The 19,501-nt window shown below is 42.3% G+C and carries 15 protein-coding genes; all 15 read right to left on the reverse strand.

What is annotated here, in order from left to right; genetic code table 11:
• Window positions 1-400: 400 nt before the first annotated feature.
• The 15 genes from OCU21_RS02375 to wsfD all read right to left on the reverse strand — a co-directional run bounded on the left by OCU21_RS02375 (window position 401) and on the right by wsfD (window position 19,499).
• The gene (locus tag OCU21_RS02375; RefSeq protein ID WP_261805964.1) at window positions 401-1,195 is read right to left on the reverse strand and encodes a carbohydrate ABC transporter permease; all 795 of its coding nucleotides are present in this window, start codon (window positions 1,193-1,195) and stop codon (window positions 401-403) included.
• Between the two features lie 56 nt (window positions 1,196-1,251).
• Window positions 1,252-2,145 (reverse strand): carbohydrate ABC transporter permease, encoded by an 894-nt coding sequence (locus tag OCU21_RS02380; RefSeq protein WP_261805905.1) that lies wholly within the window; start codon window positions 2,143-2,145, stop codon window positions 1,252-1,254.
• A 72-nt stretch (window positions 2,146-2,217) separates the two neighbouring features.
• Window positions 2,218-3,534: an ABC transporter substrate-binding protein gene (locus OCU21_RS02385; RefSeq protein WP_261805906.1), complete on the reverse strand. Its 1,317-nt coding sequence runs from the start codon at window positions 3,532-3,534 to the stop codon at window positions 2,218-2,220.
• A 177-nt stretch (window positions 3,535-3,711) separates the two neighbouring features.
• Window positions 3,712-5,196 (reverse strand): arabinosylfuranosidase ArfA, encoded by a 1,485-nt coding sequence (gene arfA / locus OCU21_RS02390; protein WP_309297193.1) that lies wholly within the window; start codon window positions 5,194-5,196, stop codon window positions 3,712-3,714.
• A gap of 129 nt (window positions 5,197-5,325) precedes the next feature.
• Entirely contained in the window at window positions 5,326-6,570 is a 1,245-nt protein-coding gene (locus tag OCU21_RS02395; RefSeq protein WP_261805908.1) for an arabinan endo-1,5-alpha-L-arabinosidase, read from the reverse strand.
• A gap of 116 nt (window positions 6,571-6,686) precedes the next feature.
• The gene (locus OCU21_RS11295; RefSeq protein ID WP_373875453.1) at window positions 6,687-6,938 is read right to left on the reverse strand and encodes a DUF6171 family protein; all 252 of its coding nucleotides are present in this window, start codon (window positions 6,936-6,938) and stop codon (window positions 6,687-6,689) included.
• On the reverse strand, window positions 6,925-8,376 hold the full coding sequence (locus tag OCU21_RS02400) for an alpha-N-arabinofuranosidase (protein WP_261805909.1): 1,452 nt from the start codon (window positions 8,374-8,376) through the stop codon (window positions 6,925-6,927). The genes OCU21_RS11295 and OCU21_RS02400 overlap by 14 nt, the downstream gene beginning before the upstream one ends.
• 21 nt (window positions 8,377-8,397) lie before the next feature.
• Window positions 8,398-9,345, reverse strand: coding sequence for a glycoside hydrolase family 43 protein (locus OCU21_RS02405; protein WP_261805910.1), 948 nt, complete (start codon window positions 9,343-9,345; stop codon window positions 8,398-8,400).
• A 191-nt stretch (window positions 9,346-9,536) separates the two neighbouring features.
• Window positions 9,537-10,625 (reverse strand): GntR family transcriptional regulator, encoded by a 1,089-nt coding sequence (locus OCU21_RS02410; protein ID WP_261805911.1) that lies wholly within the window; start codon window positions 10,623-10,625, stop codon window positions 9,537-9,539.
• Between the two features lie 320 nt (window positions 10,626-10,945).
• Window positions 10,946-11,794, reverse strand: coding sequence for an aldo/keto reductase (locus OCU21_RS02415; RefSeq protein ID WP_261805912.1), 849 nt, complete (start codon window positions 11,792-11,794; stop codon window positions 10,946-10,948).
• A gap of 128 nt (window positions 11,795-11,922) precedes the next feature.
• Window positions 11,923-12,780: a diguanylate cyclase domain-containing protein gene (locus OCU21_RS02420; RefSeq protein ID WP_261805913.1), complete on the reverse strand. Its 858-nt coding sequence runs from the start codon at window positions 12,778-12,780 to the stop codon at window positions 11,923-11,925.
• Window positions 12,767-14,848 (reverse strand): cellulose biosynthesis cyclic di-GMP-binding regulatory protein BcsB, encoded by a 2,082-nt coding sequence (locus OCU21_RS02425; RefSeq protein WP_261805914.1) that lies wholly within the window; start codon window positions 14,846-14,848, stop codon window positions 12,767-12,769. The genes OCU21_RS02420 and OCU21_RS02425 overlap by 14 nt, the downstream gene beginning before the upstream one ends.
• 13 nt (window positions 14,849-14,861) lie before the next feature.
• Window positions 14,862-16,115 (reverse strand): glycosyltransferase family 2 protein, encoded by a 1,254-nt coding sequence (locus tag OCU21_RS02430; RefSeq protein ID WP_261805915.1) that lies wholly within the window; start codon window positions 16,113-16,115, stop codon window positions 14,862-14,864.
• A gap of 13 nt (window positions 16,116-16,128) precedes the next feature.
• Window positions 16,129-17,790: a hypothetical protein gene (locus OCU21_RS02435; protein WP_261805916.1), complete on the reverse strand. Its 1,662-nt coding sequence runs from the start codon at window positions 17,788-17,790 to the stop codon at window positions 16,129-16,131.
• Window positions 17,787-19,499 (reverse strand): glycan biosynthesis hexose transferase WsfD, encoded by a 1,713-nt coding sequence (gene wsfD, locus OCU21_RS02440; RefSeq protein WP_261805917.1) that lies wholly within the window; start codon window positions 19,497-19,499, stop codon window positions 17,787-17,789. Before wsfD ends, OCU21_RS02435 begins: the two co-directional genes overlap by 4 nt.
• Window positions 19,500-19,501 lie beyond the last annotated feature (2 nt).

Below are 19,501 nucleotides of genomic sequence, written 5' to 3' on the forward strand. Positions count from 1 at the left end.
AAGATCATAAGAATCAACATTAGAGGCATGAAAATCTGATTTTTAATGATTGTATTGACGGCGTAAATATCAAACAACAAAAATATTAGTAATCCAAAATAGATCATGCCGATTCTTAAATAGATGAACCGATTCTGCCAATAATATTTAAAATATTTTTTAAAGCCCAAAATGAACTCAGTATTCCACTCAGAATCCTTAAGCAAATCTGCTAATGCACCGATTGATGGAAATAAGATAACAAGACCCAAAAAGTAGAAAATAGAACTACCCAAATTTAATTTGGTGGTCAACACCAATCCCACTAACAGGATATTCGTTAAATAGAAATATAAACTCGTTAGTAAGAAGCGATAAAAAACAATAATCAATTGATAGATCGGATTCTTTTTCATATAAACTAACCTTTCACGCCACCAACAGTCAAACCTTCAATAAATTGGTTTTGATTTAAGACAAACACAACCAGGATTGGAATAATCGACATAACTGAACCAGCAAACAACAAATCATAGTTATTACCATAAGGAGTCATGGCTGACATCAAACCTGCTGGTAATACAAAGTTCGTATCTGATTTCATTACGATCATTGGCCAGAGGAAATCGTTCCATGCATTCATGGTAGTCAAGATCGTCATCGCGCCGAATGCGGGACGCATCAATGGAACATAGATCTGCCAAAAGATTCTGAACTCGCCAGCACCATCGATCCGTGCCGACTCAGCGAATTCTTTCGATAATCCCATACAGAACTGACGGAAGAAGAAGATCGACGAGGCCGGAACGATCGCCGGTAAAATAACACCAGCATAGGTATTCATCAAACCTAATTGAGAAACCTCTTTATAGAGTGGTAACAACAGGATACTGCTTGGCACCATCATCATGATCAAGACAACCGCAAAAATCGTTGTTTTCCCTTTGAAGTCATAAAGAGCTAAGCCATACCCAACCATTGACGTGAACAATAGAACCAAAACAGTCTCTAAAACTGTAATGATCAAACTGTTCTTAAACCAACTCCAGTAAATCCCATTTCTATTTGTCCACAGAGTCTCATAAGAATGTAGGCTCATTTTACTAAAATTAATATCAACATTTAACCCATTTGAGAAAATATCGGCAACACTCTTAAAGGATGAAACAATCATGAAATAAAAAGGAATCATGACTAAAACGGCTAAGAAAATCATCAATATAAGACTCAGGGTAATTCTTAATCTACTACTCGCTTTTTGTCCCATTATAATCACCCTTCATCACTAAATAAGCCCATTGCTCTTGTTTGAATCGCATTTACTACTACAACGATCACGAACAAGGCAACGCCTAATGTACATGAGTAACCAAAGTTACCATTTGTAAATGCAGCCTTATAAATCAATGTCACTAATGTTGTCCCGACATTATTAGGAGATTGAGCACCCCAGTAAACGTAGGTTTCATTAAACAGTGAGAAACCGGCCATGATTGAAATAGTTAACACATAAATCGTAATTGGTTTTAACAGTGGAATAGTAACGTACCAGAACTTCTGGAAACCATTCGCGCCATCCATGTCGGCTGATTCGTATAACTCTGGAGAGATCCCTTGTAAACCAGACAAGAAATAAATCATATTGACCCCGAGCCAACGCCAAACAGCAATAACGACCAACGCAAACATCGCGGTGCCAGAACTATTTAACCAATCAACAGGGCCAACGCCGATATGACTCAACCAAACGTTGAAAACACCGGTTTTCTCTGAGCTAAACGCATACTTGAAGATTAAACCAGCAACTACTGATGATGTCAAAACAGGCACGAAATAAACTGACCGGAAGAATCCTTTGAATGGGATCCCCTTTTGATTCATCAGATATGCAAGCAACATTGGCAATGGGATTAAAATCAAGATCGTCCAAAAGCCATAACGAACAACATTCCAGAGAGCCGCGTAAAAATCTCCATCGTTGAACATTTGCTTGTAATTGGCAAAACCAATAAACTTAGCATCATTAAATCCATTTACTTGTTGAAAACTCATGATGATCGCATTAATAAATGGGTAGAGCGAAAAGACTAAGAAGGAAATTATAAATGGTGAAACAAAGAGATACGGTGCAATCTTTTGCCAGTCGATTTTTCTTTTACTTTGCATATGAGCACTTCCTTTAAATAAAGAATTCTTAGAAAGATAATCACTCCCCCTAAGAATTCTCAATCACCTTAATTATTTGTTTAAAGCTTCATTTGCTTTTTCAAGAGCAGACTTCGCAGTCATCTTATCCTTAAGAATCGTGCTTGGCAATGTATTCTTCAATAAATAATCATTCAAAGTTGGCGAGATCTTCGCTGTCTTCGTTGTTGAAGTTACTTGATCTTCAAGTTGAACAAAGGTATCAAAGATATCTTTACCAAAGTATTGAGTATACTTATTGTCCTCTTTCATAACAGGTTCTTTCCAAACATCGTAACGAACAGGGTCAAATCCTAGATCTTCCCAAATCTTAACAGCCTGTTTCTTACTTGCTTTACCCCAGACAACAAACTTAGCGGTCAACTTCTTGTTAGCAGCCTGATTTGTTACCATGGTACCAGTACCGCCACCACCAGCAGAACGATAGTCACCATCTTTAAAGACAGGCATTGGTGCGATCGCGATCTTACCCTTTAACTTAGGCATATGATCTGCCATCCGCTCCATGTACCATGAAGGCATCGTTACAGACGCAACATTACCCTTATTCATTTCTGCGAAGAACTGATCATTATCTAGACTATTACCAACCGCTACCCGAGCGATTTTATCTTTATAGATCCAATTTTGTAATTCAGTCAAAGCATTAACAGTCGCTTCGTTGGTTAAAGTTGCTTTATTGTTCTTGATATAGTCAGACTTCTGTTGTGCGATCATTGCATCCATCTGGAATAAGGCTGATGATTCTACTTCGTTCATCCATTTACCAGTCTTAGCTTTGACTTGCTTGCCCGCTGCTACATAATCATCCCAAGTTTTAATATCTTTATAGTTAACGCCGGCTTTTTCAAGGATCTCGGTATTATAATAAGTTACTGTCGTACCAACATGGTAGTCCAACCCATAATAATTGCCATTTTTCTTAAAGTTATCTAGACGTGACTTTACTAAAACATCCATATATGGTTTCAAAGCTGAATTTAATGGATAATAAGGAGGATTATCGGATTTCAGCTGAATAGCACCTTGCCCTAATTCAACATCGACCATATCTGGAGCACCAGTCCCAGAATTCAAAGCAACGGTCAACTTCTGATTTTCTTGGTCAAAAGGTAGTACGTTAGCCTTTAACTTGATCTTTTGTTTATGTGTCTTATTCCAACTAGTAGCGGCTTCCTTCCAAAACTTCGCATGCGCATCATTAAAAGTCCAAAAAGTGATTTCTTGCTTCCCATCACTTGTTTTATTACTATCTGACGAAGATGACGAGTTGCCACATGCAGCTAAACCAATCGCGGTTACTGCAGTCAACATGGCAAGCCCGAGTTTTTTGCCAAAACTTTTCTTCATAAGAAAAACACTCCCTTAATTTAAACGCTATATATCAAACACTCTCTATAAACGTGTTCACTGACCTAGCTTCTTCCGCTTAGCTACGCAGCTCTTCTTGAGGCATGGACCAACCTCCAAAATAGTTGCTAGGCTAATGCTCTGAAGCTGTCCAGGTCGGTTCACACTCTCTTCTTATCAATAACCCAAACGAATGACGTTCCAAGACAACGGTTGAAGTTTAGCTTGAACACTACCATCAACAGAAATTTCATTTAGTTCTTGAAGATCCATCTTAGCATCCTCGTTCGTTGCTTTGATATCATACCCGCAAAACTGCGTTGCACCAAGTAATTTCAAATTGCTAAAACCGTCAGCAACAAAATCTAGATCCATTGTTTCCTTTGATGAACGATTTACAGCAAAAATACTAATCTCGCGATGTTCTTCATCAAGAGTTGCAATGCTTTCCAGATAAGGGACTTCATCAAAGTCCTTTGCTTTATATGACTCTGATTTTGTCACGGTATTCAGCGCGACACCACGACCATATTGAGATACTTGCATAAATGGGTAAAAGATCGATTGTAGCCAAACACCTTGATCATTGGTCATGATTGGCGCGATCACATTAACCAATTGCGCTAAACATGCGATTTTAACTCGATCTGAATGCTTCAACAGGGTAATCAACAAGCACCCGACAAGCAAGGCATCTTCAAAGTTATATATATCTTCAAGTAATGGCGGTGCCACCTGCCAAGGTTTAATTTCTTTGTCCTGATTATTTGAATGATACCAAACGTTCCATTCGTCCATAGACAAATTGATTGTTTTCTTACTATGTTTACGTGCCTTAACCGCGTCACAGATCGCAACGACACTACTGATAAATTCATCAAGATCAAGTGATTTTGCTAAATAGTTTTGCAAATCGTTTTCTTGATTACCATAATAACGATGCAATGATAAATAATCGATATTATCATAGGTTTCATCAAGAACTGTTTCTTCCCAACTACCAAAAGTAGGATTTTCCATGGATGAACTGCCACAAGCAACTAACTCGATCGAATCATCGACCCATTTCATTGCTTTCGCTGCCTCATTAGCTAAACGTCCATATTCTTGAGCAGTCTTTGCACCGATCTGCCAAGGACCATCCATCTCATTACCTAAACACCAAGTCTTGATCCCAAACGGTTTTTCAGCCCCATTTTTACGACGTAAGTCACTCCAATAAGTGCCACTAGGGAAGTTACAATATTCGACCACATTACGAGCAGCATCAACCCCACGAGTTCCAAGATTAACTGCCATATTCACTTCTGAATTGGCCATTTCAGCCCACTTAACAAATTCGTGAAGACCAAACTCATTAGTTTCTAAACTTCGCCAAGCTAAATCTAAACGCTTAGGTCTTGTTTCTTTTGGTCCAACACTGTCCTCCCAATTATAACCAGAAACAAAATTTCCACCGGGATAACGAACAATTGGTACGTTCAATTTACGAACCGCCGCTAAAACATCTTGCCGATATCCATTCTCATCAGCATTAGGATTTCCTGGCTGGTAAATCCCTTCATAGACCGCACGTCCTAAGTGTTCAATAAACGAACCGTATAGTCGTGGATCGATTTCTGAAATTCGCGAATCTGAGCTTACCTTGATTTGTCCCTTCAACAAGAATCACTTCCTCAAAGATTTATGATTAAATCAACTGAATTACACTATTATTTATACTGCATAATGTAAACGTTGTCAAGATTTGTACGGAACATTTTTTTCAATTATTGCCTTTTTTCCCTAATATTAAACAAGCTTAGGGGCCCGATCGGTCAATCTTACCCACAGTCCAGTTCCACTTTTTGACAACCCGATCAGATACTTTGCCACCACTCCAGTCTCCCAATCTCGACTGATGATTATGCAATAATCGGCTAAGGTATCGTAGAATGCTTGATCTAATACAATTCTATGACTAGGAATCAGTTCAGAGGTGCTCGGCCAATAAATAATTTCACCAGCCCCAGCCTGCTTGCTTTCTTTCAGGACTTCATGATTAGATTCAGCATCAGTATAATAGTTAGGATCAATAACTGGCCAGCCATTAGCTAACCAATAAATTTTTCGAATAATGCCGTAGGAGTCCTGCTGATCAGGTTGACAGCGAACATGGTGAACCATAAAGTCCTGATTATTCTCGGTAAAAACCGAATTATGTCCTGGGGCGACCCAACTAAAACCATCCATAAATGAATAGCTTCCAAGTATTTTAGTCCCAATAAAATTATAGTTTGTCCCTGATGGGTAACAAACATTTTGTCCATTATAATCCAGATAAGGCCCCGTAATCATCTTTGATCTAGCAACTCGAACGTTATATGACCATGTCAATGAGTCATATGACATGAAAAGATAATAACAATCCTGTTCAGCCTGGTAGTGAATAAAGCACCCTTCGATTGCACCATCTTGGGCCTGACTGGGGCGTTGGGCGATTCTCTGCCCGTAATCACCACGATATTTGACCAGACCAGTAACTGGATCTAATTCAACCAAAAAGATGCCACCGAAAAATGAACCGTACAAAAGCCATTGCCGCCCATCTTTGCCAGTAACAATATTGGCATCGATCGCGTTCTGTCCATAGTGCTTGCCATCGGTTTTAATTACCAAACCCTTATCAGTCCATGGCCCTTGTAGATGTGGTGCCGTTGCCAACCCAATACAGGAAATACGACTCCCGAGCGTTGAAGCAGCATAGTACATCCGATATTCCACGCCCACTTTTATGACATCAGGAGCCCACAATCCATTAGCATGGGACCAGCTCTTTGCAGGAGTGGGTACCTGCCCTAACGCAGTGCCAATATACCGCCAATGCTTAAAATCCCTTGATTCACGAATCTGTATCCCTTGCGTTAATTTTCCGTTTATTTTCGTATCTGTTGAAAAAAGATAATACTGCTTTCCCTCTTTGACGATCGTAGGATCGTGAACACCTCTAGTTCCCCACATTGCATCGACCCACTGATTCTGTCGGTCTACTAACACTCGAACACCTTCTATATAAAAAAAGAAAAATCGACCCCCAAAAAATTAGGTGAGTTCGATTTCTCTTTTCAGAGTATAACGATAACTTTCGAATTCATCAAAAATGCGCTCCAAGTTCACCAACGTCCATCAGGACAACTTTTATTCCGTAAACTAGCACGAAAACGCGTATAACAACCACATTTTAAACATAACCCCTTTTGGAAAAAGGGGCATGACTGACACTGGATCAAGCGTTGATCACGGAGCTCATCCGAAACCAAATTGCCAACTTCTAGACTTAGTTGTTCGGTGATCAGGGCGTCAGTATCCTGCTGATCCAGACTCTCCAACAACTCGCACCGAACACAATCCTTACGCTGTTGCAACGTGTAATGTCACCACACTCATTGGTGGGATCGAAACGCTGACTTGATGACCTTGATGCTTGGCGGAATTGAGAGTCGCTGTCTTGATCGCCTCAGGATCATCAAAATCGTTGTGTTGATCCATTGTCTGTCCTTGCAAGATTTCACCGTTGACATCAATCACTTCGCTGTCAAAATCAAGTGAGAGTTCATCCGCTGCATCAATACTGTAATTACATAACGAGACTAAATAGCCTTGATCATTCTTTGATACTGATGCACTAGTCGTTGTGGCTAGTTCATCATGGGTATCCAGCGCAACTGCATCCTGATGCTCCATGAACATTTTAAAGACATAATAAGTCGGGGTTTTGATCATTTTTTTGCCTTCAGTCAATACCATGGCCTGAAGAACATTGACCATTTGCGCAATATTAGCCATTTCCACTCGATCAGCATGCTTTTGAAAAATATGCAGAGTGATGGCAGCGACCATCGCATCGCGGATCGTATTTTGTTGATACAGAAAACCGGGATTAGTGCCTGGCTCAACAGCCAACCAAGATCCCCATTCATCCACAATCAACCCAACACGCTTATCAGGATCATATTTATCCATGATCGTACTGTGCTTAGTAATCAGTTCGTCCATTTTTTGAGCACTACTTATTAAGGAGAACCATTCGTTTTCTGGAAATCCTAAAGCGGGGCGCTTGTCTTCCCACGGCGCAGCCAGCGCATAATGATGAAGACTGATCCCATCCATATATGGCGTGGCATAACGCATCAATACATCCATCCAGTTATAGTCATCGATATTAGGACCTGAAGCAATTTTGTAGATCGGCTTCTCGCCATTATAATTGCGCACAAATGTTTGATATTGGCGGTAGAGATCCGAATAATACTCTGGGCGCATATTACCACCACAGCCCCAACTCTCATTACCAACACCAAAGAATTTTACTGACCATGGTGCCGGATGGCCATTTTTAGCGCGCAGGTCAGCCATTGGTGAAATGCCATCAAAAGTCATATATTCCACCCAATCAGACATTTCCTGAACAGTTCCACTGCCAACGTTACCGTTAATGTAAGCTTCCGTGCCTAACTGCCGAACCAACTCAAAAAATTCATGGGTTCCAAAGTGATTATTTTCAACGACACCGCCCCAATTCGTATTCACGATTTTCTTCCGTGATTCCTTAGGACCAATGCCATCTTGCCAGTGATAAGTATCAGCAAAACAGCCGCCTGGCCAACGGAGTACTGGTATTTTGATTTCCTTCAAGGCTTCAACGACATCCGTGCGCAATCCATTGACGTTAGGAATATCTGAATCTGGGCCTACCCAAAGTCCCTCATAAATACAACGGCCTAAATGTTCAGCAAACTGACCATAGATATATTTGCTGATTTTACCGCGTTGGCGCTGGTCATTCACTACGATTTTTGACATATTTTTCTCCTTATGATCTCTTTAATTATCGCCTGGTTCGCCAAAACTTGGGAAACCTTGGTCTGTCCAACTGAAAGTTTGCGCATAGGCATGTCGGTCAGGATTGTCCAGCGAATCTCCTTGAATACCCTCGTTGTCATAAGGCCGCGCATGGTAGACGATTACATCCTGACAGCCATCTGCTGTTTTGGTAAAGCTATTATGTCCTGGTCCAAACAGGTGATGCTTTTTTGAACTCTTAAATACTGGCTGGTCACATTTATGCCATGAATAGCTGTCCAATAAATCGCTGTCCTGATCCGCCCAAAGCAGACCAACCGCATAGTTTTCATCAGTCGCACTCCCCGAATAAGTGATGAAGATCCGGCCATGTGAAAGCAATACAGCTGGTCCCTCATTGACTAAATAACCGATCCTTTCCCAATCATATTCGGGAATCGACAACAATAATTTCTTTCCGATCAACTGCCACGGATTGGCCATTCTTGATAAATAAAGGTTAGAATTTCCCGGGATTGCTGGATCTTGTTGGGCCCAGACATAATATATTTCATTCTTGAACTCAAAAACAGTTGCATCCAAACTAAAACTATCTTGGTCGGTCACGATTTGACCCTTTTCTAGCCAGTTTGTTGTTAACGGTGATGGCTCGTCACATTCAATGACAAACATGCGATGATGATGCTGTGCATCTCGAACCCCATCTTGATCCGCCGCCGCAAAATAGATGTACCATTTTCCTGAAATGAAATGGATCTCAGGCGCCCAGATCAGGTGGCTCATCGCTCCCTCTTTAGGCGCATGCCAAACCATCATGCGCTCACCAGTTTCAAGTCCTGTTAATGTCCTTGCACGTCGTACTTCGATTTCTTGGTAACCTGGGACTGAGCCAGTAAAATAATAATAGCCATCAGTGTGAAGATAGACCCAGGGATCAGCACGTTGCAAAACGATTGGTTGCTTGGTCATTGATTTTTAGCTCCTCTTTTGTCCGCATCTTTATATAACTTTATATTTAACAGTACAAATTCTAGCTTATCTCTACTACTTTTTCAAGTGGCGATCTTTTTTTGTTTCTATTTACTCGTTGTTCAATAAACAGCACCCACGAGGCTATCAAAAAGGTATCGATCAATAACACAATCGATACCACGAAACCTTTACGAACCTAATGTCCTCACAGAATCTCCTGCGATCACCTTAGGCTGATAGATTCGAGAACTCTCAATAAAATTCCGATTAGAGTTTCCTAACATTTGTAACATCAGCTTTGCGGCATCCTGCCCCATACTAGTCTTCGGATGATCGATTGATGTAATGCGTGTACCAAAATTTGAACTCAGCATCGAATTATCAAAACTAATGATCGAAATATCTTCAGGAATATTTAGTCCTAATCCTAAGCACTGATTATAAACCAATGCCGCGATCTGGTCATTATAGCAGATAATTGCTGTTGGGCGATTTTCAAGATTGGCAACTACCTTTCTTAGCCTTATCGGTAGCTCTTCTTCCAGCTCACCAGATTTATAGGTCAAAATATTAATATCGGTCACGCGATTAGAACTTTGAATCGCGTAAGTAAAACCATCCATCCGATCAATACCTTGCTGATCATCAGTTTTAAAAACACCTAATATTTTCTGGTGTCGATGCGTTAAAATATATTCCGTCGCCAGTTTTCCACCAGCAAAATCATCCATAATGAAATACGGTGTAACAAGCTCCTTAAATTTTGAGTTGATCGTAATGATAGGTACTCCGGTCTTTTGCAGATCAGCATAGAGTCCTTCATTTTTTATTGTAAATGCACTCTTGGTTGGCTCAACGATCAGACCAGAAATATCTGTTGAAAGTAGCTTGATCAAATTATTTTGTTCAAACTTTTCATCATTCCTAGTGCTACTTAAAAGCAGTGACACGGACTGCTCACTCAGCACCTTTTCAATTCCCGAAATAATTGCAGGAAAAATATAGTCATTGATATGTGTTGCCATCACCGCAACTGTTTTATGAATTGATTTTTCAATGCGTTGACGTTGTGAGGCAACAAAAGTACCCCCACCTTGAATACGATAAACCAGTCCTTGTACCTCAAGATCAGAGAGCGCCTTACGAATAGTATGCCGGCTCACTTCAAAGGTCGCCATTAGCTTTGATTCAGTCGGTATTTTTTCATTTTCTTTATACTTACCAGTGATTATCCAGCCCTTCACTGTCTCAGTAACGATTTCGTATTTTTTTTCCATAATAAACCCCAATTCATTTGTACGTATAAATAATATCGCTAATAAAGGTTCTTTTCAAGTTTTTTCAATCACTAACAGACTATTTCCCGACAATTATAGCATTGGCCTACCTAGCTATTACTTTAGCTAATAGAAATCACGGTACAAATTAAATAATTGGCTTGGTTATTTCAAAACAATTCTTAAATCGGCCACGTTCTTAATCAACTACAAAATCATCACAAAAAAGAGGACTTCAATTCTAAGCTCGTTTTAAGCTTGAATTGAAGTCCTCTTTTTTACTTATCAAATCTTATAATAGTATCAAACACCAAACTGAATCAGCCTTGCGTTGGATTATGATTACTACCATTCGTCGTATCAGCCAAACTATTCAAGACAGTCATATCCTCAGCCGAAATAGTGAAATCAAGTTCTTTATTACTGATGATGTGGGCTGGTGTCACTGCTTTTGGCAATGGCAAAGCGCCGTTTTCGATACAGAAACGGATCGCTAACTGAGCTGTGGTAACATCGTATTTCTTGGCAATCGCTACCACGTGTTCGTTGGTCAACATCCGCCCAGTCGCCAATGGTGAGTATGCCTCGATCAACAGCCCGTTATCTTCAGAATATTTCGTGATCTTCGGTTCGGTAAAGCCAATATAATATTGGATCTGATTGACCATTGGTTTAACTTTAGCGTTAGGCAACAGATTCTCTAAATCGCGAACCGCAAAGTTAGAAACCCCAATGGCGCGGACGCGGCCACTGGCATAAACTTCTTCCAAAGCCCGCCAAGCATCAAGATTGCCTTGATCGCAGTTCTTTCCGATTTCATTCCATGGCCATGGCGCATGAATAATGTAAAGATCCAAATAATCAATGTCTAGATCAGCCATGGTTTCATCGAAAGCCTTTAATGCGCCTTGATAGGTCTTGATCTCCGCTGGTAATTTCGACGTTACAAAGATATCTTTACGATCGATCCCAGAATCACGGATCGCTTGGCCAACACTCTTCTCATTGCCGTATGCTTTGGCGGTATCGATATGACGATAACCATTCTCCAAAGCGACCTTAACGGAATTATACGCAGGCTCGCCATTGGGGATCTGCCAAGTCCCAAAAGCAACCTTAGGAATTTTGACACCGTTCGTTAATGTATAAGTCTCAGTTAAAACTGACATGAAATTCCTCCATTCGTTTTGCTAATGCAATCCTATTTTAGCACTTGCACGGTGAGAGTGCGACTCTTTTTGCTTATTAAAAAGAAGCTCACCCAAATAAACGGCCAGCTTCTACTATTGATCATCGCTCAAACATCATAATTGCTTTCTTTCTCAGCTTGATCCATTAAGTCACGCGCGTTTTTCATTTTAGTTTGATCATATTCGGCGATCCCAGCCCGCAATTGGATATCAAATTGCTGTAACGTTGCTTGTTTGCCGATTTCTTCCTCAAAATGGCGATCGATCCGATCGCGGACGATGCGCCCGCCGGCTGTATTGGTGTAGAGCAGAATGCCCCAAGTCAAGTTATCCGAATCCAAAATATAGACAATGTCTTCCCCTCGAGTCGAGTGTTTAAGAATTTCCGAGGTAGCCAAAATCAAGTCATGAAGTTGGTCAGCTGTCATTAAACGCTGTAATTGATCAAAATAACGAAATTGTAGCGTGATCGTGATCAGCGGCAATTCATAACGCTTGGCCGTGTCCATATAAACAGCTGTATCTTCCAAGTAAGCGGTCAGCGTCCGCAAGTGGGTCGTTTCATCAAGAATGCTGAGCTGACGTTTTTCACGTTGCAAGACACTATTTTCTTGTTGTAGGAGTTGCTGATTGACTGTTAGCGCATAAACCGAAATGGATAGCAGTAACGGCATCAGGAGCCAGAAAACCAATTGAAATTCAACTGCTTGCTGCAAGGCCACTGCTGTGTAAAGCATATAGGTCCCCTGAACAAAAATAAAAATCAGATTCAGCACCAATCCCGTTGTCAATCCAGTGAAATAAGTTGCGATCACGAGCAGCGCGGCGATGCCCAAATACATCGCATTCAGCAGAACGTTTTCAGCCGTCAGTGTCATATATAAAGTGGTCACTACGAAAAGCAGCAATACGCCAAGTAAAGAGAGATCTGTCAATAAACTACGATCATTTCTACGATTCATCATGCTGCCTCCTTGTCAATCGGCCATGTTTACGGAGTAAGAAGAATAGTGTGAGGCCGATGACCACGATCATCAATAACGCTAAGCCAAGATAGGCGATCAAGTTGACATTTTGACTGATTTGATTAACAAGCGATGTCTTTTTAGCCCCGGTTTTCGTCTTAAAGCGATAGTTGTAGTGCATATTGTCCTGATCCACAGCAATGGCATCGCCTTGATATTGTTCGATGTGACGTTGGTAATTGATCTGTGTTGAGGCCAAGTAGACCGCATTCGCGGTAGCCCCGGTCACCGCCAGAACACCTAAGTCTTCATTAGCCTGAGATCGCAGCAATTGTGCTGTCCCCAATTGATGTCCGTATTTGGTTTCGATCGAAAGCTTTTCATTTGAAAGGAAATGGTCATACTTTTCATCAAACTTGAAGAATAATCGTGAATTGATCTGACGTAAATAGGCGTTGTCTTTGGGCGTACCAAAGGCAATAATATTTTGATTCGCCTGGATCTGCTTTGAAGGCACCTTGGTCGAAAATGTGACCGTCCCCGTATTGCTTTGAGCATAGACGCCAATCAAATTAAAGATATTGGTCAACGTTTTGAAATAAACCGGCGTCATTTTCTTAGGCCGTGCCACCAAGATATTATTAAATGTATTGTTTTTCAAAAAAACACTGGGATAGTTGGTAAACATTAGATCTTTTTTGACTTGGGAACTGATATTAGCGCTTGAGCCTGGTAAAACTGTTGCCCAAGCGGCCTCGTTGTTCATTTCTTGCCCTGACTCCGGTAATTCTAAATCGAGCACCACGCGCACCACAAAGGAATTCCCCAATGACTTACTCTTAGGTAGATCAAAGGTCAATTGTTGGCCATCAGCCTTGCTGGCACTCAGCCGTCGACTTCCGATCGGCGTATCGTTGATATAGACCGTTACCAAAGAACGTTTAAAATCAAGATTCTGGCCATACTGTAAGTTTAACCGAATCGTACTCCCGTTAGCATTGGTCCGCCCTGACGGTAAACTGACAAAAAAGCTGGCTTCTTGGTGGCCCGGTCCTGAGACCCGCTGGCCTGTCGTTGTCAGCGGAAAACTACCTTGATACTGCAAGACTGAGGTCACAGTCTGTGTGTCCTGAGTCACTATTTTTTGACTGGCTTTAGTCTGCTTCATTAATTCTTGATTGGCTACGAAACGACTGGCCTTGATCAAATCACGAGCTCGTTTGGCCGTGACGATCAATGTATATTGTTGGTCACTGTATTGTGTCTTGATCACCGCCTGCTTGGCCACCTCCGCAGCAGAGATCCCCTGACGAAACTTTGCTGGTAGCTGATCATAGCGACTAATGATCAGTCGGTATGGACGTTGATCATATTCCTTATTGCCCAGCTGTCCAATCGGGATCGTTGCCTGTTCCGTCGTCAAGATCCGCGAGATCCCCGATAATGCATAGACGGCTGCAGACAATTCCGCATCATCTGGATCACTCGGTGTCAAAATTACGGATTGACTGTTAGCGATCGTGTCAGGACCAATAAAATGATCGTAAAAAGAATTGATCCCAGACGTTGGTTCATCTAGTGTATAACGAAAATTCACGTTTGAAGCCGGATAAATAGTCAACCAATTGGCCGGAGTTTGCGCCAGACGATAATCATTCTGACCCGATCGATTAAGGATCTGACCATTGATCCGCAACTCGCTACTCCCGCTGATCAAATCCAAGGGCAACTCGATTTCTTTGGTTTGTAAGCCCGTACTGTTCTCCGGCCGAAACGAATAGATTTTGATATTATTCAAAGAAACTGTGATATCAGAAATCTGCTGATCAGCCAATTGCGACAATTGAAAACTAAAATTAAAAGTCGCTTTTTTGAGACGCCAATAGTCCATCTTAATGAAATACATATTTGAGCTGACACTCTGCCCAGATAATGAGGTCGTTTGATTTTGAAACTGTTGTGTATACGTCAAATCGGCAGCTGCCACTGTCCGTTGCGGTCGCAGAATCAATAACGCTCCTAGCAAGAACAGCCAAAGGCCGATCGTCATTCTCTTTTTCTGTTTCATCTTTGACTCGCTCCTATTGAAACCGTTTTGTTTTGTACCATTTTGCCTGTTGATGAAAAACCCGCTCCCGAATATATTGGATCATTCCCCAGAAGGCAACCGCCAGCCACATTTGACTATAAGTTAGGTACATCAGGATAATGTAAACAAAATTTTTAAACGTCATTTCGCCTTTTTCCGTGGTGATCGTAATGAAAGTGCTGACAATAAACAAGACGATCGCTAGCAACCACAGTAGATTGCTAAAGCCCTGTAACGTGACATGGGTATATCCAGCAACAGTCAGGACGAAAACCGAATCTGAAAGGATCAACGAGAGCATCAAGAGGAAGTAGATCGACAAGAAGTAAAGTAAGTCGAATCTGATCCGTTTCGCGCGCCGATCAAACAATAGGTTCAAATTCTTTAGGATCACATAGATATTTCCCTTGACCCAACGTGTCCGTTGATGGAACCAGACACCCAATGTTTGTGGTTCTTGCTCCCAAGTCACCGCGCGGGGTTGAAAGCGGATGCGCTGACCTTCCAGATAGATGCGAAAACTGATTTCGGTGTCCTCAGCCAAAGCCTTGACATCCCAGCCGCCGATTTTTTCGATCAGCGCCCGGCGAATCACATAATTTGTTCCGGGGATCGTACACAACTTAAACAGTTTTGAACGGCCAGCTTGGGCCATCCACTGAAACGAGAGCGTTTCGATATTGATGAAATGGGTCAACCAGGTTGCGTTCTTGTTGCGGGTCCGAAATTTGCCAATGACCGCTCCCAGTTGGTCATCAGCCAGTAATTCCGCCACCAGGATCCCCAAGGCCTGCTTCTCGGGTGTATTGTCCGCATCGTAGATTGCCAAAATACTTCCGCGAGCTGCTTGAAAACCAATATTCAAGGCATTTGATTTGCCTTTACCACCATTGGTCCGATCGGTGCTGATCACTTTAAGGTTTCGCTGTGGATTGGCCAGCTGTAGCTGCCGCAGCAACTCGCCTGAATTATCATCAGAATTATCATTGATCACGATGATTTCATAACGATCATGCGGATAATCGAAATTCAACAGCGCGGAAACAGTTTTTACGATCACGATTCCTTCATTGTGGGCAGGCACCATCACTGAAACGAAAGGAAGTTTTTCCGGTAGTGCTGGCACTGGCCGTTTCAGTTCGTCGATATAGTAGCGATAACCTGCAATCGTCAAAATCAAGTTGATCAAGAGAATCAGCCAGATCACGAAAATGGCCACTAACATAAAATAATCCAATAGTTGCATGATCGATGTCTCCTTACTTATTTTTATTCTTTGTTTGGCGGCGATATTTTGCCCAGTAGACTCGCCGACCACGAATCAGGAAGAATAGCAAAATCAGTAAGATAATGCCCAGAAAGACCATCAAAATGTGCCCCTGAACTTTGAAGAATTGGTTCAGTTCGCCAGTGGCGCCCTTCTTTTTCTTCGTTGCGGTCTGAGTTGTCAGTGGCACAACGATTTCTTGGGTCTTACCATCCAACAGATATTGACCCCGCTGATAGGAGATCACATGCTTCCCATATTTCAACTGAGGCTGCCAATCGGCCTGGCGGGGGTCAAAAAGCTGATGATTGACCGCCTCGATCTTTTTGATTGCCTTTTCATATTTGTTTTGGTTCGTTGGTAGCTCCAGAGTCAACGCCGTCGGTACGGCAAAGTTCAACTTCTCCAAATCAAATCGACCTTGTTGCTTGATCGTCAAGAGACTATCGATCGTCAGTGCTGTTCGAGCTTGCTTGAATGTTGTACTAGTTTTCGTATATTGCTGATAGGAGATCGTGGTTGGATCCGGCAATAAGAGCACGTCGCTGGCTCTTTTTAGCCCACCTTGCTGATAGACCTTGTCTTGATTCCAAAAACTTGGTGCGCTGATGCCGATCGGATAGACAGCTTCTTTGGTCAAAGCTGTCAGCTGCTGCGCCAACACACTTTTGAGCACCGGTAATTGATCCGGTAATGATGTGTAAATATAGGGAACTTGCAAGTAAATGATTCCACCAGCGTCTTCGACCGTTCGTAAAACTTTCGTATAGCGCCGAAATTCTGGCAATTCTGTGTTGACCTGAACTGATGTTGCACTGATCGCAAAGGGAATATCTTCACGTTGCAGATATAGCGCTAATTTCTTCAAATACTTAAATGAACTCATTGGCGTCACCTCTGTGATCGTCAATAGTGGCCGAAACGACTGGGCCGCGTTCAGCAACCAAATAGCCAACAATCGATCGGCTAAAAGACTGGTCAGTCCACTGGGTGTATAAAATGGTAAGTAGGCGTACTTTCCTTGTATCGCCCCGAAAGCAAAATCTCCGCCAACAGTTTCTTGGCTTTGAAGTTGGCCAATTGCTGTCGTTGGTGCTGTTGCCATCAAAACATGCCATTCGTCTAGCGTTGTTAATAATTGCTGATTGGCGGTTTGATCATCAGCCAAAATGAATTGTCGATGGGTCACCCGCTGCCACGTTCCCGAGAAATGATTTTGAAATGACTGGGGTGGCTGACCCCCAATGAATAATTGCCGTCCAGAGAAGCGCTCGAGATCCTGCCAAAACGCCTGATAATGCTTGCTGGCATCTTTTTGTGGCCAGTTGATCAAGACGATCACGGCCTGATAGTTCTCATTCAACAACGCCTGCTTGCGGTAATCGGCCAGCGCCACAGTTTTGGTCCGCCGATTAAGTCCCGTTAGTGATCGCTGCAGTGCCTGGATTTTCTGATCCCCTGCAGCGGCCGCGTTGATGCCATCATAAACCAATAAAACTTGAGCCGGTGGCTGTGTCTTCGCGGCATCAACGAATTGCCGCGGTGCAGATTTGAAGCCAATGATCATGAAAGCCAGTAGTAGCAGGCTCCCCAAATGATCAATAGGCCAGATAGATCGTTTGCCGAAGTGGACTGGTGAAGTAAATTTTTTCATAGGCGGCGACCTCGCTGACGAATATACTTGGCATTACTCTTCCGCAGCCCAAGCAGTTGTTTCTGGGACTCCGACAAAACGGTTTTTTCCTGCTCTGCTGTTGGCGCTTTAGCAGGCAGAGATCGGCTGACATCCAGCTCCGCAACTTGTTTGATGTGTTGCTCGACCAGTTGCCCAGCAGGCTCCGCGTTAACTGGATCCGCAGTCGGTAAACCAGTTTCGCCATTACCATTACCAAAAAGCGAGCGTCCGTTGATGTCAGAAATCAGTAATAAAGTCAACAAGTCCAAGCAAACTGGTGCCATGAACAAATGCTTGGCCAGATCAGCATCGCCATCACCGATGATCGAGATCAGACAAACCGCCAACATCGTCGCACAGCAACAGATCACTAAAGCTAGTTTGGTGATCTTTCCAGGATTCTGGTGGCGAAATCCTTGATAAGCGCCATAGCTATACAAGCCCACCATCACCACAAAGAATAAAATATAAAAGGCATAAACACGTGGATAAAAGGCCCGTTTTAAATTGCTATAAAGTGTAAAATAGTGGTTCTGCGCTTTGGCCGGCTTGCCCGCTGACTTTTCATAATCACCAACAGCACCCAACTGAACGATCTGGGTATCACGGGCAGCCAGATCCAGTAATTGGACGAATTGATTCAAATGTTTTAAATAATAGCGGAGGATCCAAACAAAATTGTATTTCTGAAGTAATTCTTTACTTAATTTCTCGCCATGCAGTGAGACTGGCATGTACGTCTCAAAATAAGGTAACCCCCGAAGCAAGGCATATTGTTGATTGATCCCCCCCTCTTTGAGAGACTTACCCGAGTCTTCTGCGTTCAACAAAACACCACGAGTCATGCTCTGATACTGATTGATATCGTTGAACTCCTTTGTGATCAAGGCATAGGTTGCCACACCGGTACCCATGATCGCCAGTGTACTGGCGACAACCAAGATTCGCCGACCGCGCCGTTTGATCCAAAAGATAAAACTAAAAGCAACTAACGCAATCAAAAAGGCCAAGGGGGCATTCTGCTGCTTGACCGTTACAAAGACAACGGTACTAAGCCCAAAAATCAAGTAAAGTGGCCAACTATGTTGATAGCGATGCCGGACCAACAATAGCGTCGTCGCAAAGATATAAATAAAAGTGATCAACATCGTGGCCTCAGCAAAGAACGAATTGAAATAAAGCGTCAGCGAACTATCACCCAAAATAAAGACGACCAATAAGGCTACCAGATACCCGCGAGCCTTTGTCAACCTGAAAGTCAAGGCTTCGGTCAATAAGTAGACCCCACCCAAGTAAAAAATGTAATGCAACGCTCCTAAGAAACGAATATCGAAGATCGTCCGGCTAAAAAACAACTTATTGATCATAATTGCAGTCTTGATAATGAGCGGTTGTGACGAGAACAGCGTTGCGCCATTTTCGTTGAAATACTGCATGATCCCAAACTGACGAACTAAATAATCGAAGTGATAATAAGGCCGATCAGGCAACACGTATAGACCACTGACATAGATCGCCCGCTCGAAATCACCATTATTGGCATAACCGCCATAGGGTGGAACGAACAACAAATAGCCCGCGATCAGGCCAATCAAAAGCACAGCCAAGATCGCCGGTGTCAAAAAGCGACAATATTTATGAAAAAAAGATTTTTCCCACCATATTTTCCAGTTATTCATCATGATCATCA

It is taken from the genome of Lapidilactobacillus luobeiensis, from assembly GCF_024345205.1.
In the GTDB taxonomy this organism is placed as follows: domain Bacteria; phylum Bacillota; class Bacilli; order Lactobacillales; family Lactobacillaceae; genus Lapidilactobacillus; species Lapidilactobacillus luobeiensis.